Annotated in this window: 26 protein-coding genes; 11 read left to right on the top strand and 15 right to left on the bottom strand. The window is 71.4% G+C overall.

All coding sequences use genetic code 11. The annotated features are described in order from the left end of the window. Positions 1-86: 86 nt before the first annotated feature. From BKA00_RS31665 to BKA00_RS31675, 3 genes are all read right to left on the bottom strand, one after another. Positions 87-803, bottom strand: a complete 717-nt coding sequence (locus BKA00_RS31665; protein WP_185031293.1) for a CHAP domain-containing protein — start codon at positions 801-803, stop codon at positions 87-89. Continuing rightward, positions 800-961, bottom strand: coding sequence for a hypothetical protein (locus BKA00_RS31670; protein WP_185031295.1), 162 nt, complete (start codon positions 959-961; stop codon positions 800-802). The genes BKA00_RS31665 and BKA00_RS31670 overlap by 4 nt, the downstream gene beginning before the upstream one ends. 185 nt (positions 962-1,146) lie before the next feature. Beyond that, positions 1,147-1,995: a glycoside hydrolase family 26 protein gene (locus BKA00_RS31675; RefSeq protein ID WP_185031297.1), complete on the bottom strand. Its 849-nt coding sequence runs from the start codon at positions 1,993-1,995 to the stop codon at positions 1,147-1,149. A 182-nt stretch (positions 1,996-2,177) separates the two neighbouring features. Here BKA00_RS31675 and BKA00_RS31680 point away from each other — a divergent pair, with 182 nt between their 5' ends. The 8 genes from BKA00_RS31680 (at position 2,178) to BKA00_RS31715 (ending at position 11,216) form a co-directional block, all read left to right on the top strand. Further along, positions 2,178-2,363 (top strand): hypothetical protein, encoded by a 186-nt coding sequence (locus BKA00_RS31680; protein WP_185031298.1) that lies wholly within the window; start codon positions 2,178-2,180, stop codon positions 2,361-2,363. Between the two features lie 151 nt (positions 2,364-2,514). Then, complete coding sequence (gene blaOXA, locus BKA00_RS31685; RefSeq protein WP_185031300.1) at positions 2,515-3,405, top strand: class D beta-lactamase; 891 nt, start codon at positions 2,515-2,517, stop codon at positions 3,403-3,405. 145 nt (positions 3,406-3,550) lie between these two features. Beyond that, a complete protein-coding gene (locus BKA00_RS31690; RefSeq protein WP_185031302.1) occupies positions 3,551-4,612 on the top strand; it encodes a type III polyketide synthase in 1,062 nt (353 codons plus the stop codon). A gap of 4 nt (positions 4,613-4,616) precedes the next feature. Further along, on the top strand, positions 4,617-5,147 hold the full coding sequence (locus BKA00_RS31695) for an isoprenylcysteine carboxyl methyltransferase family protein (RefSeq protein WP_185031304.1): 531 nt from the start codon (positions 4,617-4,619) through the stop codon (positions 5,145-5,147). Between the two features lie 60 nt (positions 5,148-5,207). Continuing rightward, positions 5,208-6,017: an alpha/beta fold hydrolase gene (locus tag BKA00_RS31700; protein WP_230299056.1), complete on the top strand. Its 810-nt coding sequence runs from the start codon at positions 5,208-5,210 to the stop codon at positions 6,015-6,017. Positions 6,018-6,028: 11 nt separating this feature from the next. Next, a complete protein-coding gene (locus BKA00_RS31705; RefSeq protein ID WP_185031307.1) occupies positions 6,029-6,826 on the top strand; it encodes a MerR family transcriptional regulator in 798 nt (265 codons plus the stop codon). A gap of 125 nt (positions 6,827-6,951) precedes the next feature. After that, the gene (locus tag BKA00_RS31710; protein ID WP_338072181.1) at positions 6,952-9,906 is read left to right on the top strand and encodes an AAA family ATPase; all 2,955 of its coding nucleotides are present in this window, start codon (positions 6,952-6,954) and stop codon (positions 9,904-9,906) included. Between the two features lie 38 nt (positions 9,907-9,944). Then, on the top strand, positions 9,945-11,216 hold the full coding sequence (locus BKA00_RS31715; RefSeq protein ID WP_221493374.1) for an epoxide hydrolase family protein: 1,272 nt from the start codon (positions 9,945-9,947) through the stop codon (positions 11,214-11,216). A gap of 22 nt (positions 11,217-11,238) precedes the next feature. On the opposite strand, the gene BKA00_RS31720 is transcribed toward BKA00_RS31715, so the two are convergent. The 8 genes from BKA00_RS31720 to BKA00_RS31755 all read right to left on the bottom strand — a co-directional run bounded on the left by BKA00_RS31720 (position 11,239) and on the right by BKA00_RS31755 (position 17,692). Beyond that, positions 11,239-11,877 (bottom strand): TetR/AcrR family transcriptional regulator, encoded by a 639-nt coding sequence (locus BKA00_RS31720; protein WP_185031313.1) that lies wholly within the window; start codon positions 11,875-11,877, stop codon positions 11,239-11,241. A 10-nt stretch (positions 11,878-11,887) separates the two neighbouring features. Next, positions 11,888-12,820, bottom strand: coding sequence for an LLM class flavin-dependent oxidoreductase (locus tag BKA00_RS31725; RefSeq protein ID WP_185031315.1), 933 nt, complete (start codon positions 12,818-12,820; stop codon positions 11,888-11,890). A 31-nt stretch (positions 12,821-12,851) separates the two neighbouring features. After that, entirely contained in the window at positions 12,852-13,538 is a 687-nt protein-coding gene (locus BKA00_RS31730) for an alpha/beta fold hydrolase (RefSeq protein WP_185031317.1), read from the bottom strand. Beyond that, positions 13,535-14,011 (bottom strand): ester cyclase, encoded by a 477-nt coding sequence (locus BKA00_RS31735; RefSeq protein WP_185031319.1) that lies wholly within the window; start codon positions 14,009-14,011, stop codon positions 13,535-13,537. Before BKA00_RS31735 ends, BKA00_RS31730 begins: the two co-directional genes overlap by 4 nt. Before the next feature lie 17 nt (positions 14,012-14,028). Then, positions 14,029-14,976 carry an NADP-dependent oxidoreductase gene (locus tag BKA00_RS31740; protein WP_185031321.1) on the bottom strand — a complete coding sequence of 316 codons (948 nt, stop codon included), beginning with the start codon at positions 14,974-14,976 and terminating at the stop codon, positions 14,029-14,031. Between the two features lie 83 nt (positions 14,977-15,059). After that, the gene (locus tag BKA00_RS31745; protein WP_185031323.1) at positions 15,060-15,863 is read right to left on the bottom strand and encodes a peptidase; all 804 of its coding nucleotides are present in this window, start codon (positions 15,861-15,863) and stop codon (positions 15,060-15,062) included. A gap of 2 nt (positions 15,864-15,865) precedes the next feature. Further along, positions 15,866-17,155: a VWA domain-containing protein gene (locus BKA00_RS31750; protein WP_221493375.1), complete on the bottom strand. Its 1,290-nt coding sequence runs from the start codon at positions 17,153-17,155 to the stop codon at positions 15,866-15,868. A 63-nt stretch (positions 17,156-17,218) separates the two neighbouring features. Then, the gene (locus BKA00_RS31755; protein ID WP_185031326.1) at positions 17,219-17,692 is read right to left on the bottom strand and encodes an RrF2 family transcriptional regulator; all 474 of its coding nucleotides are present in this window, start codon (positions 17,690-17,692) and stop codon (positions 17,219-17,221) included. 95 nt (positions 17,693-17,787) lie between these two features. Here BKA00_RS31755 and BKA00_RS31760 point away from each other — a divergent pair, with 95 nt between their 5' ends. Together BKA00_RS31760 and msrA are read left to right on the top strand one after the other, a co-directional pair. Beyond that, positions 17,788-18,552 (top strand): SDR family oxidoreductase, encoded by a 765-nt coding sequence (locus tag BKA00_RS31760; protein ID WP_185031328.1) that lies wholly within the window; start codon positions 17,788-17,790, stop codon positions 18,550-18,552. Between the two features lie 56 nt (positions 18,553-18,608). Next, positions 18,609-19,118: a peptide-methionine (S)-S-oxide reductase MsrA gene (gene msrA, locus BKA00_RS31765; protein ID WP_185031330.1), complete on the top strand. Its 510-nt coding sequence runs from the start codon at positions 18,609-18,611 to the stop codon at positions 19,116-19,118. 60 nt (positions 19,119-19,178) lie between these two features. Here msrA and BKA00_RS31770 read toward each other — a convergent pair whose 3' ends face one another. From BKA00_RS31770 to BKA00_RS31785, 4 genes are all read right to left on the bottom strand, one after another. Further along, entirely contained in the window at positions 19,179-21,563 is a 2,385-nt protein-coding gene (locus BKA00_RS31770; protein WP_185031332.1) for a BREX system ATP-binding domain-containing protein, read from the bottom strand. After that, complete coding sequence (locus tag BKA00_RS31775) at positions 21,560-22,432, bottom strand: hypothetical protein (protein WP_185031334.1); 873 nt, start codon at positions 22,430-22,432, stop codon at positions 21,560-21,562. Before BKA00_RS31775 ends, BKA00_RS31770 begins: the two co-directional genes overlap by 4 nt. Before the next feature lie 21 nt (positions 22,433-22,453). After that, positions 22,454-23,218 (bottom strand): hypothetical protein, encoded by a 765-nt coding sequence (locus tag BKA00_RS31780; RefSeq protein ID WP_185031336.1) that lies wholly within the window; start codon positions 23,216-23,218, stop codon positions 22,454-22,456. Positions 23,219-23,447: 229 nt separating this feature from the next. Continuing rightward, positions 23,448-24,449, bottom strand: a complete 1,002-nt coding sequence (locus tag BKA00_RS31785) for a helix-turn-helix transcriptional regulator (RefSeq protein WP_185031338.1) — start codon at positions 24,447-24,449, stop codon at positions 23,448-23,450. A 62-nt stretch (positions 24,450-24,511) separates the two neighbouring features. Here BKA00_RS31785 and BKA00_RS31790 point away from each other — a divergent pair, with 62 nt between their 5' ends. After that, positions 24,512-25,663 carry an epoxide hydrolase family protein gene (locus BKA00_RS31790; RefSeq protein ID WP_185031340.1) on the top strand — a complete coding sequence of 384 codons (1,152 nt, stop codon included), beginning with the start codon at positions 24,512-24,514 and terminating at the stop codon, positions 25,661-25,663. Positions 25,664-25,767: the final 104 nt, after the last annotated feature.

The raw sequence follows: 25,767 nt of genomic DNA on the forward strand, positions 1-25,767 counted from the left end.
CCCGCGCCGTTCGTGGCGCCGGGCTGGCCCTAGGCGGGCACCGCACGCGTGACCCAAGGCGTTCGCGGTGGGGTGCCCCCTCCGGATCAGCGGACGCGAAGGAGAACGCTCCAGGTGTCGGGACCGATGATCCCGTCGTTCTCGATCTTCGCCCACTTCTGGACGGCGCGGACGGCCTTGTCCATGGTCGCGTCGAAGTCGCGGTCCATTCTGGTCCCGACCTCGGGATGACTGCGTGCGAGCAGCAGGCCCCGCGCGGTCTGCACCGCCTCGTTGGAGCCCTTCGCGCCCTTGGAGATCATTGGCAGGTCCTTCACGGCGTCCTCCATCCAGCCGCTTCCGTAAGCGGGCCGTCCGTAGCCGGCGATGACGCCGGTCGCGCGGACGCGGCGCTTCACCGCGTCGCCGGTGTTGGCTTCGATCGTCTGGAGCCGTCCGCCGCCCAGGACCTTCTCCACGACGCCGACATGGTCGACCGAGCCGCCGCGGTCGCTTCCGCCCCAGTCGAAGAAGACGATGTCGCCGGGCCTGGCCCGGGCGACCGCGGAAGCGGTACCGGCGTGCCAGCGACCGGCCTTCTCGAAGTCGTCCACGTGCCACACGGTGTAGGCGCGGTCTCCGCCCGGCAGTACCGCCGAGGCGTTGCCGGAGTGCCGGGCCCAGTAGGTGATCGCCATGTCGCACCAGGACGCGCGCAGGTACTCCTTCCCGTTGCGGGCCGCGTACTCCCGCGTGATGGGGTTCGGGCGCCCCGACATCCCCAGCGACCTCCGCGCCGCCGCGATCATCTTCGCGGCGCTCATGTCCGGCCCTCCTCGCCGTTCCCGTCCCGCCCGCGGAAGATCCCGCCGGCGTCGGGCTCGCCGTACAGCTCGCGCAGGACCTGCGCCTCGTCGGTCTCGGTCGCCCTGTGCACGCCGGGGTTCACATCGACCTCGTCCATGCGTTCGGCTTCGGCCATCGGTCTGCCTCGTCCCTTCTCACCATGCGGATCCTCGTCGCCGTCGGTCCTCGTCGCCGTCGGTCCTCGTCACCGTCGGTCCTCGTCACCGTTGGTCGTCGGCACGGGCGGTCCGGGTCAGTCGCGCTCCTGGCCGATGCCCCGCGTCACGATCCCGGGGACCGGAGGACTCGGCCCTGTCTCGGTCAGAGCACGAAGTCGTTGTCATCGCTGTAGTAGGTCTGCGACGCGTCCTTGGCCGCCGCGATCCATCCCGAGACGTTTCCGGGCGTCGGAGTCGAGATGGGGCCGACGGTGTCGAACCAGCATGCGAACGCGCACCTCGTGTGCGCCCCGCCGCCCGGCGTCGTCGTCAGGTAGGCGACCTGGTCCTTCAACCAGGTCACGCTCCTCGTGCCGGTTCTGCCGTAACCGATCTCCGGGACCGCCCACGGGATGTCCTTCGAACGGGCGAATTCCACCGCAGGCCCCCACAGGGTGGTGCCGCTGCCGAGGTGGGAGTAGCCGTCCACGCCGAGGACGTCCACGAGCCCGCTGCCCGGCCAGGTGTCGGCATAGGTGCTGCCGGCTCTGGGCGAGGTGCCCGACCAGGTGGTGAGGATCTGGATCGTGTGCAGGTTCGTCCAGCCCTCCGACTGCACCTGCCGCACCAGCCCGAAGAAGCGCTTCAGGGCCGCCGTGTACGTCGCGAGGCGGAAGGCGCCATGACGGATCTTGCCGTCGCCCTCGTGCCAGATCGACACGAAGGCGATGTGGCTCTTGGGGATGGACCGCAGGAACCTCAGCGTCTGCCCGTCGAGGTTCCCGCCGGCCATCGCGGTGATCGACGGCTTCGCGCTCCAGCAGCTGGCCCGCTTCCCCACGTCCACGCCGCCGGTGCTCTGCCTCCAGGACGCGGGCATGCCCGCGGCGGCGGGCTGGTAGGAGCGGCGGATGGTCAGCGGTCCGTAGGAGGCGTCCTTCTCGGCGAAGTCGGAGCCGGACAGGTTCCGGGGGCACGTCCCCCACAGAATCGCATTTCGGTTCTTCGCCATGGGACTTCCTCCGCGTTCGCCGGTTGGCCTGCCGCCGCCGGGCGGGGCGGGAGTTGATCACACCGGCGTCGCCGGTGGTAGGGGAGGAACCGATGCCGCGCGGCGCACTACGGCTTCGCATGGCTTCGCGTGCTCCGCCTTCGGCGCCGCGGCCGGGATTGCCCTAGTAGTTCCCTAAAGTGATGCTGGCAGAAATCGGCGGGATGAAGAAGAGTCGGCTCAGAAAGTATTCCGGCCTGCCGGGCCAGGATTATATGTCGATTAAACATCCGCAACAAACACCGGTGGCGGTGGTCCGGGGCCTCGAAATTCCAGCGCGTACTCAGGAAGCGGTCCGAAGCGAGGGCGGGACGATGGGCGGCAGATAAATTGAGAAAAAGTACCTTTTCAGAGGAAATGTAATCACGGTGCGTGACCGCGTGGCCGACGCGGTGAGCTGCAATGATATCGATCTGAGTATGATTCGCTGATCGATATCAGTATTGGACAGGGGGCGCTGATCAATGATCGGGTGAGCGCATGATCAGACCTTCCTCCCGAACCGCGCGCGTCCGGCTGGGCGCCACCGCGCTCGCGGCGCTCACCCTCTTCGGCACCGCCGCGTGCGGCGCGACCGCCCACGACTCCGCCCCGCGCGCGGCCGCCGCCGTCGCGGCGGCCGATCACATCCGGCCCGGCGTCACCGAGCGCGACGATCTGCGGGCCGTCTTCGACGCGGCGGGCGTGCACGGCTCGTTCGCCCTGCTGGACGTGAACAGCCGCGCCACGACCGTGGTGGACCGGCGGCTCGCCGAGACGCCGCTCGTGCCCGCCTCCAGCTTCAAGGTCCCGCACGCCCTGGTCGCCCTGGAGACCGGGGCGGTCAAGAGCCCCGACGAGGTGATCCCCTGGGACGGGACGCCGCAGCCGTTCCCCGAGTGGGAGCAGGACATGACGATGCGGGAGGCCATCCGCATCTCCAACGCCGCCGCGTTCCAGGTGATCGCCCGTCGCATCGGGCTGCAGCGCGAACGGCAGTGGCTGCACCGGTTCGGCTACGGCAACCGCCAGACCGGGACCAAGGTGGACCGGTTCTGGCTGGACGGCCCGCTGAAGATCTCCGCCGTGGAGCAGACCCGGTTCCTGGAGCGGCTGGCGGCCGAGCGCCTGCCCGCCTCGCGCGCGAACCAGCGCACCGTCCGCGATCTGATCAAGCAGGAGGAGAAGGACGGGTACACGCTGTACGCCAAGTCGGGCTGGCAGAACGCCCCCGGCCCCGGTACCGGCTGGTGGGTCGGGTGGGTCGACCGCGGCGGACGCGTGTCCACGTTCGCGCTGAACATCGACATCGTGAAGGACGGCGACGCCGCCAAGCGCGCCACGGTCACGCGTGAGTTGCTGCAGCGGCTGAACGTGCTGCCCAAGGCGTAAGGGTTCCCCCGCCGGCCACGGTGACCGTCGCACGGTCGCCGTGGCCGTCGCCCGTCCGCTCTTACAGGCCGCGCTGGTACAAGCCGCGCTGGTGGGTAGAGAGCTGGTGGGTAGAGAGGTGGCAGGGGGAGGCTTAGGGGGAGCCGTGCGTGTAGCGGGTGTGCAGACCGTCCTGCCGGAACATCACTACGACCAGGCTGAGATCACCGAGGCCGTCGTCGGGGCCACCGGCGCCGACCGGCGGGTGGTGGAGCGTTTCCACACCGCCACCCGGGTGACGGGCCGGTACCTGGCCCTGCCGATCGAGAACTACGCGAACCTCGACGGCTTCACCACCGCGAACGGCGCCTATGTCGAGACCGCGCTGTCGCTCGGGGAAAGAGCGGTCCGGGGGGCGCTGGAGGCGTCCGGGGTCGACCCGTCGCAGGTCGACCAGCTGGTCTTCTGCTCCTCGACCGGAGTCGCCACCCCCTCGCTGGACGCGTCCCTGGCCCAGCGCGTGGGCCTGCGGGACGACGTCAAGCGGGTACCGATCTTCGGTCTGGGATGCGCGGCCGGCGCGGTGGGGCTGTCGCGGCTGTACGACTACCTTCGCGCGTGGCCCGACCAGGTGGCGGTGCTGGTGTGCGTCGAGCTGTGCTCGCTGACGGCGCAGCGCGACGACGAGTCGCTGGCCAACCTCGTGGCGAGCGGTCTGTTCGGGGACGGTGCCGCGGCCGTCGTGGCGGTCGGAGGCGACCGGCGTACCGGCGCGAGGGGGCCGAGCCGCTGGGGGCCCCGGGTCGTCGCGACCCGCAGCAAGCTCTATCCCGGCACCGGCAGGCTCATGGGCTGGGACGTCGGTGAGCACGGCTTCCGGATCGTCCTCGCCGCGGACCTGGTGGACCACGTCGAGGCGACGCTGGCCGGCGACGTCACCGCGTTCCTCGGCGAGCACGGCCTGTCTCACGGCGAGGTGTCCTCGTGGGTCTGCCACCCCGGGGGGCCGAAGGTGATCGAGACGATCGCCGAGGCCTTCGCCCTCGAAGCCGGCGAACTCGACCTGACCTGGGACTCCCTGCGACGGTTCGGCAACCTGTCCTCGGTCTCGGTGCTCAACGTCCTGCAGGAGACGATCGAACGGCGCCGCCCGCCGGAGGGCGAGAACGGGCTGCTGATGGCTCTCGGCCCCGGGTTCTCCGCCGAACTGCTCCTGCTGCGCTGGTGACCCGGTGATCGGCTTCACGCTGCTCATCGCGCTCGTCGGAGCCGAGCGGATCGCAGAGCTGACCGTGGCCCGCCGCAATCGGTCCTGGGCCCTGAGCAGGGGCGGCGTCGAGTACGGACGCGGACACTACCCGGGGATCGCCGCCGCCCATGCCGGCCTGCTCGGCGGGGCGCTGCTGGAGGCGTGGCTGCTCGACCGCCCCTTCATCCCGGCCCTGGGCTGGCCGATGCTGGGCCTCGCCGTCCTGGCCCAGGGGCTGCGCTGGTGGTGCATCGCCACGCTCGGCAGGCGGTGGAACACCCGGGTGATCATCGTTCCGGACCTGCCGCTGGTGGCCAGGGGCCCCTACCGGCGGCTGCGCCACCCCAACTACGTCGCGGTCGTCGCCGAAGGCATCGCCCTGCCGCTGGTGCACACCTGCTGGATCACCGCCCTGCTGTTCACCATCGTGAACCTCGGCCTCCTGAGAACCCGCATCAGAATCGAGAACACCGCACTCCGCCAGGCCGCCGACACCACACCCGCGTCCCCCTGACCCCTCACGCCGCCGCAAAAGTTGACCCTGACGCAGGGGCAACCTCTCACCATGGGCGCTATGAACAGCACGACGCGGAACCTCACGATCCAGCACGACGGCGTCACGATCCCGGTGTCCCGAGGTGGCCGGGGACGGCCGCTGGTCCTGTGCCCAGGACTGAACTCCACGCAGGCCGACCTGCACGAACTTGCCGGGCTGCTGCGGCGCGATCATGACGTGGTGACCTTCGACCTACGGGGGCACGGCCTCGCCTCGGCCGCCGATCGGTACTCATTCGAGGCGTTCCTCAGCGATCTGGCCGCCGTGATGAAGGAACTGGACCGCCTCGGCCTGGACGCGGCCCCCGTGCTCGTCGGCTACTCGCTGGGCGCGGACCTGGCCGTGCACTTCGCCGCCGAGCACCCCGGCGCCGTGGCCGAACTCGTTCTCATCGACGGGGCGAACCCGGTGCCCGAACCCTTCGTCACCGAAGCCCTCCTGCCGGAACTCCGCGCGATGTGGGAGGAGATGGCGGCTCGGCAGGAGGCCGAACGGGGCACCGCGCGCCAGGTGTTGCTCACCGCACAGGACGTCCTCGACCTGAACGTCGAGGTCGATGCGGTCCGGTCCCGGATCCTCGACCGGTACCGGAGGATCGACCGGCCGCTGAGCATGATCATGTCGAGCTCGATGGCCGGGGAGAGCGGCGAGGGGCAGCGGCTCAACCGGAACTGGCGTGCCGGAATCGAGCGGCTCGTCCGCGAGCGGCCGCGTACCGCCGCCTACTGGCTCGAAGCCGACCACGGGCTGGTCTTCACCCACGCCCCGGAGATAGCCCGGATCATCCGGAGCACGGCCGGCCGGGCGGGCTCGGTGCCGGCGCCGTGAAAGACCGATCGATGCCGACCATCGGCGAGCTGGCGTCGTACGCCGGAGTGACGGTGCGCGCGGTGCGGCACTACCACGCCAGGGGACTGCTGCCGGAGCCGGAGCGGGACCGGTCCGGTTACCGCAGATACGACCCGGGCGCCGTGATCGAGCTGATCAGAATCCGGACACTCGCCCAGGCGGGGGTCCCGCTGGCGCGGGTGCGGGAGTTGCTGCGAGCCGGCGAGGAGGAGTTCGCCGCGGCGATCGCGGACATCGACAGGCGGCTGCGGGACGAGATCCGGCAGCGGGAGCGTCACCGGGAGCAGATCGCCCGGCTCGCGTCCGGAGACCACCTTGCGCTGCCACCCGAGGTGGCCGAGTATCTCGACCGGCTGCGGGCGCTCGGCATCGAGGAGCGGATCGTCCAGGTCGAGCGCGACGGCTGGATCCTGCTGGCCGCACACTCACCCGAACGGGTCGCGGAGTGGACGGCCCGCAAGCACGAGCAGATCAACGACCCGCGGCTCGTCGGCTTCTTCCGCACCCTCGGCCAGGCTCTCGACCAGGCTTTCGGCCAGACCGCCGACGACCGGCGGCTGGCCGACCTGGCCGATGAACTGGCCGACCACATCACGCGGATGGCCGACGAACGGGGCGAGGACTACGTCGACGACCTCGATCTCGAACCGCCGCTGGTCGGGCTGATGGACATGCTGGCGTTCGACACCGTGCCTCAAGCCCGCCGCCTGATCGAGCTGCTGAAGCGGCGAGGCTGGACCGGCTGGACCAAGCTCGAACGCGTACCCCCGGCAGCCGAGCGCGAGTAGTGCCGCAGCCGGGGCGTCCGTCACCCCCGACTACCGGCCGCCTTGGTCACCGGCGAAGCGGGAACGGGTCTCCTCATGCCACCATGAACGGTGATTCGTGAGGAGGCTCGTTGCATCGTCTTGTCGTGTCCTTGACCTCCCCCGGGGCGTATCGGACGGTACTGGAGGCGCTGAAGGCGCCGCTGCCGGCGAACGCACCGCCTGGACGGCATATTTTGATCGAGCCGGGCTCGTACCCGAACACGGGGTTCCGCAGCAAGGGCGACTTCGTGATGACGGCCGTCGAGGGGCTGGGTTCGGTGACGCTCGACGGCCGTACCGTCGGAACGATCGAAGTCACCGGAAAGGTGACGCTGCAGGGGCTCATCGTCCGGAACTGGAGCGACAAGGGCCTCGCGCTGGAGGTCGCGGAAGGCACCATCCTCGCGGAGCAGTGCGAGTTCATGACCCGGGGCCGGATCGCCGTGCGGGCGTCGAGAGGTGCCAACCTCACCCTGCGCGGCTGTGAGGTCCAGGAAGGCGCGGTCGTGTACAGCGCCTCGTCCGGGGCCATGGAGAGCACCACCGTCAGCGGGACCGAGGGCAACGCGGTGGCGATCCGCAGCGGCAGCACGGTGACCCTGCGGTCGTGCCAGATCACCGACGCGGGCGGCCACGGCATCTGGGCGACCGAGGGGTCCAAGCCGGTGATCGAGCAGTGCACGGTCAGCGGTCCGGTCAACTCGGGGATCCGGGTCGACGAGCGCGCGGAGGCCGTGCTGCGCGACTGCGAGTTCCGCGGCACGGGCAGGACGGCCGTCGTCGCCGTGGACAAGGGCAGCGTCACCGCGGACGACTGCCTGATCACCGGCGCGGGGACCGACGGGATGTGGGTGGCGACCGGCGGGTCGCTGACCGCGCGAAGGGTCAGGACGGAGTCGCCGGTCCGGGCAGGCGTGGTCATCGAGAAGGGCACCGTCCTCCTGGAGGACTGCGAAGTCCTGAAGACGTCCTCCAACGGCATATTCCTCACCCAGGACGCGAACGCCGCGATCATCCGGGGACGGATCGCCGACGCGGGCAACATCGGCGTCCAGGCGGTCGCCGGCGCGCGCGCCCTGATGGAGGGAACGACGGTCACCGGCGGCAATGTCGCGGGCGTGAGCGTGGAACCGGGTGCCGAGATCATCATCCGCGGCTGCACGATGGCGGACAACATCGGCCGGGGCATCTTCACCTGCCTGGACGCGAGCGTCCAGATCGAGGACCTGACGAGTGTCGGCAACGGGAGACCGGACCTGTTCGACTACGACTCCGCCGCGAACGCCGCGAAGCGGGCGCCGTCCGAGTCCGTGAAGGAAGCGCCGGCCGAGCCCGTGAGCCCGCCGCCGGCCGAGCCCGAACCCGCGCCGCCCGTCTCGCAGGAGCCGGTCGGCGGGTCGGCGGATGCGCTGTTGGGCCGGTTGGAGGCGATGGTGGGTCTGGCGGGGGTGAAGCGGGAGATTCGTAAGGTGGCGAATCTGCAGAAGGTGGCTGAGCAGCGGCGGCGTGCGGGGTTGCCGCCGGGTCCGGCGATCGGGCGGCACATGGTGTTCGCGGGTCCGCCGGGGACGGGGAAGACGACGGTGGCGCGGCTTTACGGGGGGATCCTCGCCGCCCTCGGCGTGGTCGAAAAAGGCCAGGTGGTGGAGGTCAGTCGCGCTGATCTGGTGTCGGAGAACGTGGGCGGGACGGCGCTGCGGACTTCGGAGGTGTTCCAGCGCGCCCTTGGCGGGGTGTTGTTCATTGATGAGGCTTACACGTTGTCGCGGAAGGCGACGGGGACTGATTTCGGGCAGGAGGCCATTGACACGCTGGTGAAGTTGATGGAGGACCACCGGGATGAGGTGGTGGTGATCGCGGCGGGGTATTCGGCGGAGATGCGTGATTTCCTGGCCGCGAATCCGGGGTTGAAGTCGCGGTTCTCGCGGACGGTGGAGTTCGAGAACTACAGTCCGGGTGAGTTGGTGCGGATCGTGGAGTCGCACGCGGTCAAGGACGGGTACCGGTTGGCCGATGACGCGCGTGCGGCGGTGCTGGCGCATTTCGCGGGGCAGCGGCGTGATGCGACGTTCGGGAACGGGCGGGCGGCGCGGCAGGTGTTCGAGGGTGCGGTGGAGCGGCAGGCGCAGCGGCTGGCCGATCTTCCCGAGTTGCCCTCGGGTGAGGAGTTGAGCCTGCTGGTCGCGCAGGATCTGGATGTGGAGGCGGGGCTGGCGGCGCGGTTCGGGGAGGCCCGCGATCCCGGCCAGGTCACCGACGTGCTGGACCGTCTGGCGGCGATGACCGGGCTGGAGGAGGTCAAACGCGAGATCAAGGATCTGCTGGACCTGCTGGCGTCGGCGCGGCGGCGGCGGGCGGCGGGGTTGGAGGCCGAGCCGTTCACCGGGCATCTGATCTTCGCGGGCCCGCCCGGCACGGGCAAGACCACCATCGCGCGCCTTTACGGGGAGTTGCTGACGGCGCTGGGGGTGTTGGCCCAGGGGCAGGTGGTGGAGGCGGCGCGGGTGGACCTGGTCGGTCAGTACGTGGGGCAGACCGCGCTGAAGACCACCGAGGTGTTCCAGCAGGCGCGGGGCGGGGTGCTGTTCATCGACGAGGCCTACACGCTGTCGCGTCCGGGCGGATCGGGGCACGATTTCGGGCAGGAGGCCATCGACACGCTGGTGAAGCTGATGGAGGACCACCGCGACGAGGTCATCGTGATCGCCGCCGGCTACACCGGTGAGATGGAGGGGTTCCTGGCCACCAACCCCGGCCTGGCGTCCCGGTTCGCCCGCACCCTGACCTTCCGGCCCTACCCCGTCGAAGGGCTGGTGTCGATCTTCGTGGCCAAGGCCCGGGCGGCCGACTACCGCGTCCCCGAACCCACCCGCCAGGCGCTGACCGCGTATCTCACCGGCCACCGCGACCGGTTCCGCGAGGGCAACGGACGCGAAGTCGACAAACTCGTCCGCTCCGCCATCACCGCCCACGCCCGCCGCACCGAACAACTCGCCGGCACCGGCACCCAACTCACCACCGAACAACTCGCCACCCTCCTCCCCGAAGACATCACCTAGTCCTGGGAGGAAATCCCGACGGCGAGCATGGGGACAGCATGTCGTTCGTCCCTCCATCAGTAAGGAACCACGCTGTGACCACTCCGAACGCTTTCCCATTGGAGCCGACGCCGATCCATGTGCCCGACGGGGTCCTGGATGACTTGCGCGCCCGTCTCGCATTGACCCGTCCGCCGCTGGACGAGGGGAACGAGGACTGGTCCTACGGCGTCCCGGACAGCTATCTGCGCGGGCTGGTCGCCTACTGGCGGGACGGCTACGACTGGCGCAAGGCCGAGGCCGCCATCAACGCCTACGAGCACTACCAGGTGAGCGTCGCCGGTGTCCCGGTGCACTTCATGCGCAGGCCGGGCCGCGGCCCCCACCCGATTCCGCTGATCCTCACCCACGGCTGGCCGTGGACGTTCTGGCACTGGTCGAAGGTGATCGACCCGCTCGCCGACCCGGCCGCGTTCGGCGGCGACCCCGCCGACGCGTTCGACGTCATCGTGCCGTCCCTGCCCGGCTTCGGGTTCCCCGGCCCGCTCACCGGCTTCCCGGACGTCAACTTCTGGAAGGTCTCCGACCTCTGGCACACCCTGATGACCGAGACCCTCGGATACGAGAAGTACGCCGCCGGGGGCTGCGACATCGGCGGGATCGTCACCAGCCAGCTCGGCCACAAGTACGCCGGCGAGCTGTACGGCGTCCACATCGGCTCCGGGCTGCCGCTCGACTTCTTCACCGGCCCCCGCGCCTGGGACTTCGCCCGGAACCGGCCCCTCACCGACGACCAGCCCGCCGACGTCCGCGCCCGCATCATCGAGATGGACCACCGCTCGGCGTCCCACCTCACCGTGCACATGCTCGACGGCGCCACCCTGGCCCACGGGCTGAGCGACTCGCCCGCCGGACTGCTCGCCTGGCTGCTGGAGCGCTGGAACGCCTGGAGCGACAACGGCGGCGACGTCGAGTCCGTCTTCAGCAGGGACGACCTGCTCACCCACGCGACGATCTACTGGGCGAACAACTCGATCGCCACGTCGATGCGCTACTACGCCAACGCCAACCGCTACCCCTGGACCCCCGCCCACGACCGCACGCCGGTCGTGCAGGCCCCGGTCGGGCTCACTTTCGTCACGTACGAGAACCCGCCCGGAATCCACACCGCGGAAGAGCGCGTCCGGGCGTTCAAGACGGGCCCGCAGGCCGCCTGGTTCAACCACGTCAACGTCAACGCGCATGACCACGGCGGCCACTTCATCCCCTGGGAGAACCCCGACGCCTGGGTGAGCGACCTGCGCCGCACCTTCCACGACCGCAGGCCCTGAACGACCCGGGCCGCGTCCAGGCTCAGGAGGGCTCCGTGTGGGCGCAGCCCGCGGTCGAACGGCCGGAGACGCCCGAGAGCACCCGGCGGAGCTCCGCCAGCGAACCCTCCACCGCGGCGTGCTGGTTCGTGGCGCGCGCGATGTCCAGGGCGCTCTCGCAGATCCCGCCGTACAGCAGCGAGGTGGGGGGATCCAGCGGCCGTTCGGAGATGCACCCGGCCTCGACCGCGATGGCCAGCCCGCGCCGCATCTGGTCCTTGCAGCCCGCCTGGATGTCGCGCATGGCGGACCAGCCGAGCGCACCCGGCGCCTCGACCAGGGTGATCCGGCGGACGGCGGGTTCCAGCGACGCCTCCAGCAGGGCGCGGCAGCCCGCGAACATCCCGTCCCACGGATCCCGCTCGGCGCGGAACGCCTGCCGGACGGTCGCGGCGAGCTCCTTCTGCTCGGCGGCGTAGACCTCGCGGAAGATGTGCTCCTTGTTGCTGAAGTGGTGGTAGAAGGCGCCGCGCGTCACCTTGGCCCTGGCGCAGATCGCGTCCAGGGACGTGGCGGAGAAGCCGTCGTCGATGAAGAGCTCGCGAGCCGCCGCGACCAGGGCGCCCGTGGTCGCCCTGGTGCGTTCCTGCTGGCTCCGGCGCGCACTCGTGTTCGTTGCCACCCACGTATCCTCACACGTCGAGCAGCGGCAGGACACGGGAGGCGAACCGCTCCAGCTCCGCGTGGTGGTCGCCGGCCGCCAGGCGGATGACGAGGTGCCGGGCTCCCGCCCCGATGTAGCGGTTCAGCCAGGCGGCGGCGTCCACCGGAGGGCCGGCGAACATGGCCTGGATCTTCTCCACCCGCTCCAACGGAGCGTTGTAGTAGCGCTCGATGCTCTCGCGCAGAAGCACGCGCGCCTGCTGTGGATCGTCGGCGAGGCAGAGCGTCGCGTACAGGGCGGCGGTGACCGGACGGACCGCCGACCGGTGGACGGCTGCCCGCTCGCGCGCGTAGTCGGCGGCGTCGGGCGGATAGGGCAGCCAGCCGTCGCCCAGGCGGGCCACCCGCCGCAGGGACGGTTCGCCGCTTCCCGCCAGCCAGATCGGCGGCCCTCCCGGACGGGCCGGAGCGGGCGCGAGGGTGACCCCGCGGAAGTCGAAGTGGCGGCCGGTGAACGACACGTCCCTGCCGCTCCACAACCGCCGCATCACCTCGATCGACTCCTCGAGACGGCTGAAGCGGGTCCGGAAGGGCACGCCGATCGCGTCGAACTGGGCCTCGGTGCCGGCGGTGGGGAAGCCGGCGCCCATCCCGACGACCAGCCGCCCGCCGGCGAGCCGGTCAAGCGTGGCGAGCTGGTGCGCCACCAGGATCGGATGCCGCAGCGCGGGCAGCATCATCGCGGTGCCGAGCGTGAGCCGCGGTGCGGCGACGGCGACGGCGGACAGCAGGAGCAGGGGATCGGCGCGGGGCCGGGTGAGGGGGCTGTCCCCGGCCCAGACGGAGTCGAACCCGAGGGCGTCGGCGTGCCGGGCGTGCTCGATCAGCCGGCCGAGGTCGTCGTCACCGCCCGCGGCCCGGTCGCGGGTCGGCAGCAGATAACCGATCTTCACCCCGGCCACGCGGCACCTCGCTTCAGGGAACCACCCTGCTTCACGGGATCTCGTCCAGGAGGACGTCCGCCAACGCGCGCGGCGCGGTGACCATGGCGTCGTGGCCGACGTCCAGGACGGTGGCCGCCCAGCCGTGCTCGTCGGCGATCCGGGCGAACGGCATGGGGCCGTCGGGCGTGCAGAGCACCGCGCGGCACGGGATCGCGTCGACGGCCCCGGACAACAGGGCCGGCTCGGAGAACGTCCGCCGCGGGTGGGGCGTCAGTTTGGTCTCCAGCCACGCGACCTGGTCCGGTTCCGTCACGCCGACGGCGGCCGCGGGGCCGGGCGGGACCAGGCCGTCGACGGTGACCCGTTCGACCCAGTCGCGGAAGAAGGCGGGGGCGAGGTCGTCCAGCGACTCCCCGTCCCGGCCCGCCCAGGCGTCGACCATGGTGACGCGGGCGACACGGTCGGGCATGCGGTCGGCGGCCTCGCGCACGACGAGACCGGCGTAGCTGTGCCCGACGAGCACGACGTCCCGGAGATCCTCGTACCTCAGCAGGCCCAGGAGGTCGTCCGCGTGCGTCCGCAGGCCGATCCCGGGACCCGCCAGGTGGGCGCGCTCGCCGAGGCCGGTCAGCGTCGGGGTGTGGACCTCATGCCCGGCCTCCCGCAACCGCGCGGCCACGTGGCGCCAGCACCAGCCGCCGTGCCAGGCACCATGAACCAGCACGTACGTCGTCATCGCGCCGCCCCTTCCGTACGCTCGCGCCAGGCGGCGAACTTCGCCGCCGCGGCCTCGGTGGGCAGCCCGAGCTGCTCGCACATCTGATGGAAGTCGAAGAAGAACCGCTCATGCGCGATCAGGCCGTCCCGCACGGTCCAGTGGCAGGCGAACGGCAGCGCGAAGGACCGTCCCGTGGGTTCGATCCCCACCAGGCTCTCCCTCATGGTGGCCCGGACCGTCCCGGCGCCGACGGCCAGCTCGCCGGCCTCGACCAGGTACTCCAGCTCGACGCCGTAGTCGGGGAAGGTGCGCAGGAACGCGGTGTTCTGCCGGGCGACCTCGTCCCATCCGGTCGCGACGGCCCGGAAGGCGGTCGTCTCGAAGACGACGTCCGGGTGGCAGAACCGCATCGCCGCCGGGATGTCGGCGCTGCTCTTCGCCCGCGCGTAGGCCCGGACGACCTCGGCCGGCGTCATCCGCTTCTCGGGCATCCCCGTCCCCCCTCCTCTCACGCGTGCCCGCCGACGGCGAGCACGATCTTTCCGGTGGTGTGGCCCTCGGCGACGCGGTCGTGCGCCGCGGCCGCCTCCGCCAGCGGGAACACCGCGTCCACATGCACCTTGAGGCGCCCGCCGGCGACGAGCTCCGCCAGTGCGCCGAGCCCCGCCCCGTCGGGGTCGACGAGGTAGTCCACGGCGCGCACGCCGAGGTCGGCGGCGCGCTCGTGCAGCCCCGGGGTCCAGGCCGCCTGGCCGCTGACCAGGACGCCGCCCGGCCGCAGGCATTCCAGCGCCTCCAGCCCCGCCCGGCCCCCGAACATCTGGATGACGACGTCCATGTCCCGCACCGCGGCGGACACCCCGGCCGCGGTGTAGTCGACCACCTCGTCCGCGCCCAGTCCCCGGACGAAGGCGTGTTTGGGGGCGCTCGCGGTGCCGGTCACGTGCGCGCCGCGGGCCTTGGCGATCTGGACCGCCAGGTGTCCCACGCCTCCGGCCGCGCCCGCGACCAGGACCCGCTGCCCGGGCGCCACGGCGGCGACCTCGACGAGCATCTGCCACGCCGTCAGGCCGGCCAGCGGCAGCGCGGCCGCCTCGGTGAAGGCCATCCCCTCCGGCATGCGGGCGAAGTGGCGGGCGGGGGCCGTGGCGTACTCGGCGTAACCGCCCGCCGCCCGCGGGAACCACGGCATTCCGAACACCCGGTCGCCCGGCTGGAACCGGGTCGTGCCGTAGCCGGTCTCCACCACCTCCCCGGCGACGTCCCAGCCGTTGACGAACGGCAGGTCGAGCACCCGGTTGTACGCCTGCCCGCGGCGCGTGTAGACGTCCACCGGATTGACCCCGGCCGCCATGACCCTGACGAGCACCTCGCCGAAGACCGGCACCGGTTCCGCCACCTCGACCAGCGCCATGGTCTCGGTGCCACCCCACGCCGACTGCTGTACCGCCCGCATGCGCGCTCCTTTGAAAGATCACTCAGGAGAGTACATACATACGGCATGTATGTAAACAGTCGAGCCCGATCCGACCGGGGCGGTCAGTGCGGGGCGGAGAACCAGCGGCGCGGATGCCGGGTCAGGCTGTAGCCCGCCACGGCCATGACGGCGGCGAGGACGCCGCCGCCGATCGTCCACCACCACCGGCCGGACGGCCAGGAGAACCAGCCCTTCACCCGCTCCGCCGGTTTGGGTGCCGAGTCCACGGGGCTCGCCGACGGCGCGGCGCCCGGGGCGAGCGTGGTCCCGGGGTCGACGGCCGGGGACAGCGGCGCCTTCAGCTTCGCGCCCGCCGGCCGGGCGTCCCCGTCCTTCGCGCTGATCCGCACGTCGGCCCGGATCGGCAGGCCGAGGTCCTGCTCGGGCAGGCCGCTCGCCGCGAGCCGCAGGTAGTAGGTGCCGGGCAGCGGGTCGTCGGACCACGGCTCGGCCCACGCCCGGACCTGCCGCAGCGTGCAGCGGAGCCTGACGCTCGCGGCCCCCGCCGCCGCCGTCGCGTTCTGCGGACCGGTCGTGCACGCCTGGCGGCGGCGCAGCCCGTCGAAGACGTCGATGGTGTACGTCGCGGCGCCGTGGCGGCTCGCCGCCGGGGGCAGCGCGACCGTCACCGCGATCCGCCCGGACTGCCCGGCCGCGGCGGCGAACGACCAGTACAGGTAGTCGCCGGTCGAGGCGGGCACGCGGACCGGCTGCCCCGGTTCCACGGTGGTCGCGGTCAGGAAGGACGTCCCCGCGGTGCCGATCGTCGGCCGCGGGCTGGGGGAGGGGTCCGCGGCGGCCGGCGCGGCGGCCGCCGCCAGGGCGGCGCAGGCGGCCGCGGGGGCGAGGAGGAGGGAGGCGCGCATGGTCAGTTCTCCTTCCAGACGGCCACCCGCCACCGGGCGAGCCATCCGGTGGCGAGGCCGGCGACGAGACCCGTCCCGGCGAGCACGATCAGCAGCAGCCAGCCGCGGCCGAGGTCCGGTTCGCCCGGCGCGTCCGAGGACGGCACGAGGTCGACGGTCAGTTCGAGCGGCATGCCGGGCGACGTCCGCACCGACGGCGGGGCGGAGAAGGAGTTGCTCACCACCAGGCAGACGGGCGTGCCGCCGGAGCCGCCGTCCGGCGAGGGCGAGGCGGAGGCGTCCGCCCCGGTCCGCTGGTCCGACCAGCGCAGGCCGGTGGACCGCACGTCGGTGCGTCCGCTGCCCGCGTCCGTCCCGCGGACGAGTTCCTGCCCGGCCCCGGACACCGCGCGCAGCAGGACCCCGTGGTCGGGGTTCAGGGTGCGGTCGAGCGAGACGCTGACGGACGCGCGCAGCTCCTGGCCCGGAGCCACCGACACGCGGTACCAGCGGTGCTCGCTGAACCGCTCCCGGTCGGTGTACACGCCGGGCGCGAGCGTGGGGGCGTCGGCGCACCCGGCGGTCCCGGCGACCTTCTCCGGAGTCCTCTTGTAGGTGGTCCTGGCGCGCTGGACGAGCTGGTTGAGGCGTCCGGTCAGCTCCTCCTGGTGCTGGACGGCGGTGTAGGTCCCGCCGGTCGCGTCGGCGATGCAGGTGAGCTGCTGCCGGACCTTGTCGCTGAGGGTCAGCCCGAGGGTGTCGACGACGAGGTGCGTGCCCTGGGAGGCGAGCTGCCGGGCGACCTCGCAGGGGTCGGGCGGCGAGCAGGTGTCCTCGCCGTCGGTGATGAGGATGATCCTGCGCGTCGTCTCCCCGGTGCCGAGGTCCCTGGTCGCCGCGCGGAGCGCCAGCCCGATCGGCGTCCAGCCGGTGGGGCGCAGCGTCGCGATCGCCGCCTTCGCCCGCGCCTTGTCCACCGGGCCGACCGGGGAGAGCTGCTGGGTGTCGGTGCATCCGACGGCCTTGGAGCTGCCGGGGAACCGGTACCGCGCGCCGAGCACGCGGATGCCGAGCTGCGTCTCGGCGGGCAGGGAGTCGACCACCGCGCCGAAGGAGTGCTGGGCGACCGCCATCCGGCTGAGCCCGTCGATGTCGCGGGCGCGCATGGAGCCGCTGACGTCGAGGACCAGTTCGACCTTGGGGGGCTCCGCGGGCTCGCCGCCGTCGGCGGAGGCGGGGGGCGCGCCGACCAGCGCCAGGGGGGCGAGCAGGGCGAGCAGACCGCCGCCCGCGAAAGATCGTTTGAAGAGCACCAGGGGATCCTAATGACGCCCGCGGGCCCCGGAGGCGAAGATCGAAAACCGTCCCTCCGGGCGCTATGTGATCTCCGCCAGGCGCGCTCGGGTGCGGGAGGGCGCCGACGGCGGGAGGGTGTCGAGGACGTCGGCCAGGGTGACGCCGGAGAGGCTGTCCCGCCAGGCCCGGTGCGCGTCCGCCATCTTCGCGGCGAGGACGCAGGTGCTCCGGCATTCGGCGGCCGGCAGCGCCCCCCGGCCCTGCCGCCGGATCTCGCGGCACTCGTACGGTGAGGACGTGCCGTCGACGGCCTCGACGATCTGCAGGAGCGTGATCTCGGAGCCGGGCCGCGCGAGACGGAATCCTCCGCGCGGGCCCGCGGTCGCGGTGAGCAGTCCGGCCTTGACGAGGGCCTTCAGCTGCTTGGCGAGATAGGGCGCCGGCAGGTCGTAGTACTGCGCCAGCTGAGCCGTCGACGCGCTGACTCCCGGATCCAGCTGGGCCAGCGTGGTCGCGCAGTGCAGGACCCATTCGGTGCTAACAGGCAGTTTCACCCCCGAAGTCTACCGCAGATATCGTGGATCTATTTTATCCGTGATAGCGTCGGCTCGACCGCCAGACAAGGACCGCCAGGACAAGGGAGGACGCCATGCGGATCGCCGTCGCCGGCGCGACCGGGAACATCGGAACCCTCACCGCCGCCGCTCTCCAGCGGGACGGCCACGAGGTGGTGGGCATCAGCCGCTCGCTCGGCGTGGACCTGACGACCGGGGAGGGCCTCGACGACGTGCTGGCCGGCGTCGACGCGGTCGTCGACGCCACCAACAGCACCGCGGCCGACCCGGCCGAGACGGTGGCCTACTTCGGTGCCGTCACGCGGAACCTGCTCGCCGCCGAGGAGCGGGCCGGCGTCGGCCACCACGTGCTGCTGTCGATCGCGGGTGTCGACCGCATCGAGGGCAACGCGCACTACGCCGGCAAACGAGAGCAGGAGCGCCTGGTGGCCGCCGGTCCGGTGCCGTGGACGATCGTCCCGGCCACGCAGTTCCACGACTTCGCCGCGATGGTGACGAGCTGGACCGAGCGGGACGGCGTCGCCACGATCGCGCCGCTGCTGGTGCAGCCGGTCGCCCCCGCGGACGTGGCCGCCGTGCTCGCCGAGATCGCGCCTGGCCGGCAGCCGCGGGGGCGTTACCGCGACGTCGCCGGGCCCGACCCGCAGGACCTGGTCGACATGGCCCGGCGCACCCACCAGGCGCGCGGCCGCACGGTGAAGCTCGTGCCGACGTGGTCGGGGATCTTCAGCCCGGAGACGGCGGGCAACGTGCTGCTGCCCGGCCCGGACGCCCGCATCATGCCGACGACCTTCGACCAGTGGCTCGCCGAGCAGCGACAGGGGCGGCCCATGGAATAACGCCGGTGCGACGCCCGCTTTAGCCATCGACGAAGGACACGAGGGGGACAGAGAACATGGCAACCGAGAGGGCACTGCTCGCGGGCGGCTGTTTCTGGGGGATGGAAGAGCTGTTCCGCCGCCGGCCCGGAGTGGTCTCCACGCGCGTCGGCTACAGCGGCGGCGAGGTGCCCAACGCCACCTACCGCAACCACGGGTCCCACGCCGAGACCATCGAGGTCGTCTACGACCCCGACCAGACCGACTTCCGGGCGCTGCTGGAGTTCTTCTTCCAGATCCACGACCCGACGACCGTGGACCGCCAGGGCAACGACGTCGGCACGAGCTACCGCTCCGCGATCTTCTACACCTCGGACGAGCAGCGGAAGGTGGCCGAGGACACCATCGCCGACGTCGACGCCTCCGGCCTGTGGCCGGGCAAGGTCGTCACCGAGGTCACCGCCGCCGGCGACTTCTGGGAAGCCGAGCCCGAGCACCAGGACTACCTGCAGAAGTACCCGAACGGCTACACCTGCCACTTCCCCCGTCCCGGCTGGAAGCTGCCCAAGCGACCCGCCGAAGCCTGACACCACCGGACGGCGCGGGCGCGGGCACGCGCCGTCCGGCACGACCCTGGAGCCACAGGGTCAGATGAACTCCTCGCGCCCCTGATTCCTTGTGGTCAGGCGCGCGGCCCCGTAGACCTGGGAACCCAGCTCCAGGAAGACGCGGCGAACGTCGTCCTGCTCGCTCGGGCCCAGCGCCCTCGTGAGCTCCTCGATCGCCCGCGGCGACAGCAGACTGACGACCATGTCATAGCTTCTGCACAGGTTCCTCAGGTCTTCATAACGCTCTGGGCCGGCACGGAACCACGCGGCGATGGCGTTGCGGAAACCCGCGACGGTGTCCCGCAGCATCACCCACACGCCGACCACGCGCAGGAAGTCCGATGTGACGTCGGAGATGCTCCAGCTGCCGGGCCGGTCGGCGCGGTCGTCGAACAGCGAAGTGATGATCTTCTCGTGCGGAGTCAGCTCCTCGAGCCGGTCCAGGGCCCCGGTGAAGAGCGCGTCGACCTCCCCCGGGAGGAAGCTGGGCTCGACGGGTTCCGGTGGATCATCGGCGGGCCCGTGAAAATGCATGTGGACGTCGCCGTTGATCGTCGGGTTGTTCAGCCCCGTAACGGCCTCGTTGCTGGTCTGCGTCTTCGCGATGCCCGACTCGCCCTGCCGGGTGAGGCGTACGAGCTCGTTGAGCGACGCCGCGAGCGTCTCGGTGTCCTGGCGCTGGGTGCGGCCGAGATCGCCGAGCACGCGGCGGACCTCGTCCCGCTCCTCGCCGAGCGACTGGATCTCCCTGAGGATCTGCGACTGCTGCCGCCCCTGCCGCTCGACCCGCCGGTGCAGGACCTTCAGTTCGTTCTCCTGGCCGGCGGCCTCGAGCCGCTGCATGACGCCCTTGATAGCGGCTTCGAAGTCCTCGGCGAAGCGGCGTCGGCTGTGCACGAGCGGCGGACGGTCCCCGGCGCCGGCCAGGACCGGGACCGCGGTCTCGGCGAGGTAGCCGTTGACCACCAGCAGGGCGGCGCGGTCCTCACGACCGGCCTTCACCTTCTCGACCTGCGCGGCCAGGGCCGAGGCGTCCTTGGGCCCGAGCAGCGAGTCGGCGATGAGCACCGCGCAGCCGCCGCCGTCCTCGCCGTGGACGACCCAGAAGTCGGCGCGTACCCCGGTGCCCTTCGGGGCGGCCTGCGCCTCGAACGGCCAGCCGCCGAGGTCCAGCACGCGGGCGATCTCGGCGCGCACGTCGTCGCGGGTCGCCAGCTGGAACTGGTCCCGGGCGGCCTCGCGGATCATCGCCCGGGTGACGTCGGTGCCCGCCGTCCGCGCCATGCGGTAGCCGTGGTGGCAGAGCTTGACGATCGTGCGCGCGTTCCCGCCGGCCAGCGTCACCAGGTAGTCGGTCACCGCCTCGGTGAACGGGGCCAGTTCGCGGGGGTGGCCCGCGCGTTCCTGGCTGTCGAGGATGTACTGCCGCGTCTCGGCGGGGGTCAGCGCCGACGGCCGGACGATGCAGCCGATCCGCTGCCGCACGTCCTCCGGCAGGGCCTCCAGGAAGTCGGGCAGCCCGGACAGCACCAGGAACGCGCGGGCGGCGCCGAACACCTCCAGCAGCTTCTTGAAGGCCCGCGCCGTGTCGGTGGCCGGGGAGTGCTGCCAGGAGAGCACCTTCTCCAGTTCGTCGATCACCACCACGAACCGGCGGCTCTGCCGCCCGTACAGGAACGCCACCACGCCGATGGCCTCGAGCGCGGCGGTGTCGGTGTCGATCGCCGCGGTGATCCCGCGCTCCGCGAGGGCCTGGTCGGGGACGTGCCCGCGCAGCCACTCCCAGACCGCGTGCTCGAACTCGGGTTGCAGGAACAGCGTGAGGGCCGTGGCGAACGCGTCGTTCTCGGTGATCGCTCGCAGCCGTTCCCGCAGCATCTGGACGAACGCGCTCTTCATGAGGCCGAGCTGCTCGATGACCTCCTCGGCCCGGACCTCGCGGTCGCGCAGCCGCTGCGCGGCGTGGTCGGTCAGCTTCGACTGGGTGAGCGAGTCGGCGACGAGGTCCGCGTAGTACTCCTGGACCCGCTCACGGAGTTCGTCCTTGGTCAGCTCGGCCAGGAAGCGCTGCTTGTAGAGGGCCAGGAAGGTGTCGGCGGGCGCGTCCAGGTAGAGGTGCCGGACGTCCTGCCCGGCGGCCCCGGAGATGTGCAGCATCAGTTCCAGGGCCAGGTGGGTCTTGCCCGTGCCGTACTCGCCGACGACGGCGACCACGCTCCCCGAGGCCGCGTTCGCCGCGCCGTCGGCGTTCCAGCCCGCGAGATAGTCGTCGGCGAAGGACAGGGCCTCGCGGATGGCCGCGGTCCGGACGGTGACGAGGTCGTCGGCCAGGGCCGAGCGCCGGGCCACGGCGGCGGCCGGGAACGGGTTGCCCGTGCTCTGCCTGCCCGTGCCCTGGTTGCCCGTGCTCTGCGAAGAGTTCACAGGTACTCCGCCGTGCGGTAGGCGTACGTCTTGAAGTCGTCGAAGGTCAGGTCGGTTCTGCCGTGCTCGGCGGCGTAGCTCCAGATGCCCCGCATCAGCCGTTGCAGCTCGGTGACCGTCATCGGCTGGACCCCCAGGTTGCGCTCCTGGATGACCTTGCGCATGGTCTCCTCGCTGACGGTGGGGCCGGAGCCGTCGGGGACGAAGTGGCTCAGGTAGGCCCAGCCGTCCTCCGCGCCGAGCGTGCCGACGCGCAGCCGGAGCGGTGGGGCGGCGTACAGCTGCCGAGCGCTGGTCTCGGCGACGTCCTCGTAGGAGGTCTCGGCGAAGAACAGGAGGTTGCGCTCGGCGGCCAGGCCCCCGTAGCGGACCAGTTCCTCGGGGACCGTCGACTGCGGCAGCAGCAGCATGAAGATCCACTTCTTCTGCTGGAGCAGCCGTGAAAGCGTCTCGTACGCCAGCGCGAGCGGCCCGCCGGTCTCCTCGCCCAGCAGCCCGAGCTCCTCCTTCTCGAAGATCCCCGAGAACTTCAGCTCGCGCAGCAGCCGTTTCCAGACCTCCCCCATGCGGTCGTCGATCGACCCCGCCTTCGCGTGGTCGCGAGTCAGATCGATGATCATGGGCCGGTGGTCGGCGGGCGGATGGTCCCGCAGCCAGTGCGCGCACCGGTGGATCAGTGACGTCTTCCCGCACTTGCTGCCGCCCGAGACCAGCACCATCCGCCCCTTGGCCAGGAGCGGGGAGCAGTCGGCGAAGTGGCCCTGGAACTCCTCGAACGCGTGCTGGGCATGGTCCACAGCGGCATAGCGGTCGGCGTGGTCCGGCGTCTCCCAGGGGCACAGCGGCCCGAGCTCCGGGAACGGAATCACCTTCGCTCCTTCGTTGTCATGTCATGCCTTCATCTCGGGATGGAGACGTCCGGGGCGCTCCAGCGCCAGGGCCAGCACCTCGCAGCCGTCCCGCACCTCGGCCAGGGCCGTGTCGATGTCCTGGCTGCGGGACGCGCGGTCCTGGGACGACGTGCCGCCCCATCCGCTGCCGAGCGCGTCTCCCAGCGGTGCGGTCGCCAGCGTGGTGCGGAGCCTGGTGGGCGCACGCCATCTCTTGCGCAAGAGCTCGTAGCGGCGCAACTGCGCGTCCAACTCGGCTCCGGCCTTGCCGACGGCCTCGTCGGACGGCAGAGGACCGGCGCTGTAGGACACCCAGGCCTGCGCGTACTCGGAAGCCGCGGAGCCGTACTGGCGTGCGGCCCGGCGTAGTTCGTCGGCCCGGAGCATCCCGGTGTCGCGGGCGCTGCGCCAGTCGCCCGCGAGCATGGTGAGGACCGCGCCCGCCGCGGCGGCGAGCAGGATCTTCACCAGTTCCGACAGACTCAGGGCCCCTGAGCCGCCCCCGCTCGAACCGCCTTCCTTGGACGCCTCGTACAGCGCCTTGCACGCGCGGTCGAACGCCTCGGGCTTCTGCTTGCGCCAGGCGTCCAGGGGCGTTGCCTTGCCCGCCACCTTGATGTGCGTGCGAGCCGCGGCGCGTTCTCCGAGACCGAGCGCGACCGCCGCGTTGACCAGTTCGGTTTGGTGCGCAGGGCTGAGGCAGTGGACGAGGCGGGCGTCATCGGCGGTGTCTCCGGCGGCGGCGCTGGCGGGAGCGGCGGCCACCGGAACGAAAGCGAGGGCGAGAAGGACGAGCAGCCCGGATCGAACTGGCCTAAGCCCCCGCATTCCTACCCTTCCGCCCAGTATGGGTGCACCATATCGAGCAACGAAGTGGCCCGCGATGGATTCCGGCCGACCTGGGATGACGGGGCCGAAAGCGGCCTCGGCCTAGCGTCGACCGGGTCCTGGTGGCCGGCGACCCGACCGCGCGCCCGTCTCGCTGAACTCTCGCTCACCGGCCGATCGAGCGCAGGTAGCGTTCGCCCAGGACCGCGAGGTGGTCGATGAGACCGGGCGGTCCGGTGACCTCGAAGTCGAGTCCGAGCATGCCGATGTACACCGCGATGGTTTCGAGGCTGTCGGCCCCGGTCACGAGTACGCACTGCTGGTCGTTGACCGATTCGACCACGCCGACGGCGGCGTTGATCCGCGAGAGCACTTCCTGCGCGGAGGCGAACACGGTGATCCGGGCGTGCACCTTCCAGCCCGTCGAGGCGACGTCGCGCAGGACGAAGCTGGTGTAGTCGAGCCCGGGCAGGGGGGTCGGGGCGAACACGCGGTGGGTGGGCGTGCGCGGGGTGATCCAGTCGACCCGGAACGTCGCCCAGGTGCCGGCCTGGGGGTCGCGGCCGACCAGGTACCAGCGGCGCGCCCAGCTGACGAGCCGGTAGGGCTCCACGAGCTTGTGCCCGGACGTCGCCGCCGTGCCGGAGGGCGGCTCGCCCTCCTGGCCGTCGGCCCCGGTGTAGTCGAAGCGTAACCATTCGTGGTCGCGGACGGCCGTCGCGATCTGGGTCAGGACCCCGGGGTCGATCTCCGGGTCCTCGACGTTGGAACCGGTGTTCTCCGGCCCATGCGAGGTGGACTGGTGGATCGCCGCCACCTGGCGGCGCAGCCGGTGCGGCAGCACCTGCTCCAGTTTGGCCAGGGCACGGGCACTGCTGTCCTGGATGCCGCTGATGCCGGTTCCGGCGCGCAGCCCGATCGCGATGGCGACGGCCTCCTGGTCGTCCAGCAGCAGCGGCGGCAGCTTCGTGCCCACGCCGAGCTTGTAGGAACCGGTCGTGCCGCGCGTGGCGTCCACGGGATAGCCGAGTTCACGCAGCCGCGCGATGTCGTTGCGGATCGTGCGTCCGCTCACGCCGAGGCGTTCGGCCAGCTCGGAGCCCGGCCAGGACGGTCGCGACTGCAGCAGCGAGAGCAGGGCGAGCAGCCTCGCCGAAGTTTCCAGCATGAATCTCATGATGCCGCACCAATAGGAATCAAGTCTTCCTATATGGCTTCTACCGTAGGGGCATGACGACGACGACGAACGTTTCCGCCGAGATCCGCCCCTTCCGCGTGCAGATCGGGCAGGCCGAGCTCGACGACCTCGCCCAGCGGCTGGCCAACACCCGGCTGCCCCGCCCCGCCGCGGTCGACAACTGGGACCTCGGCACGCCGAACGGGTACCTGCGCGAGACCGTCGACCACTGGCGCGACGGCTTCGACTGGCGGGAGCAGGAGGCGCGGATGAACGAGTTCCCGCACTACATCACCGACATCGACGGCCAGGACGTCCACTTCATCCACGTGCCCTCCGCCGAGGCGGACGCCACCCCCCTGCTGCTCATCCACACCTACCCCGGCTCGTTCGCCGACTTCCTCGACATGATCGGCCCGCTCACCGACCCCGTCGCGCACGGCGGACGGGCCGAGGACGCGTTCTCGGTGGTCGTCCCCTCGATCCCCGGCTTCGGCTTCAGCACCCCGCTGTCGGACGGGGACTGGACGATGGCGCGGGTCGCCCGCACCCTGGACGCCCTCATGCGCCGGCTCGGCTACGAGTCCTACGGCTCGCACGGCAGCGACGCCGGCGCCATGGTCTCCAGGGAGCTCGGCCTGCTCAAGCCGCCCGGATACCTCGGCATGCACGTGCTGCAGCTGTTCTCCTTCCCCTCGGGCGACCCGGCCGAGTTCGCCGGCTTCGGCCCCAAGGAGTACGCGGCGCTGGAGCACATGCAGTGGTTCCAGTCGGTCGGCGGCTACAACGCGATCAACGCCTCCCGGCCGCAGACGGTCGCGGTCGGCATCGCGGACTCGCCGGTCGGCCAGCTGGCCTGGAGCGAGCAGTTCAACTCCTTCGGCAACGGAACGAGCCTGGTGACCCGCGACCAGATCCTCACCCAGGTCACGCTGTACTGGCTCACCAACACCCAGGCCACCGCGGGCCGCTACCACTACGCCGAGGCGCACTCCGGCGCCGAGCCGGCCATCAACACCGCACCGACCGGCGTCGCGGTCTTCGCCGACGACTTCCAGACCATCCGCTCCCTCGCCGAACGCGACAACACCAACATCGTGCACTGGAGCGAGTTCCCCAGCGGCGGCCACTTCGCGTCCCTCGAAGTCCCCGACGCGGTGACCGCCGACCTGCGCACCTTCTTCGCGGCGCTGCGAAAGAGCTGAAACTCCGGCAGCGGCGGGAGCGGGCCCGACACGGCCCGCTCCCGCCGCTTTCGGCGTTTCACCATGTGGGCCAGCGGTGGAGGCAGGTTCTCGCGTCTGGGATC

The organism is Actinomadura coerulea (assembly GCF_014208105.1).
Classification (GTDB): Bacteria; Actinomycetota; Actinomycetes; order Streptosporangiales; family Streptosporangiaceae; genus Spirillospora; species Spirillospora coerulea.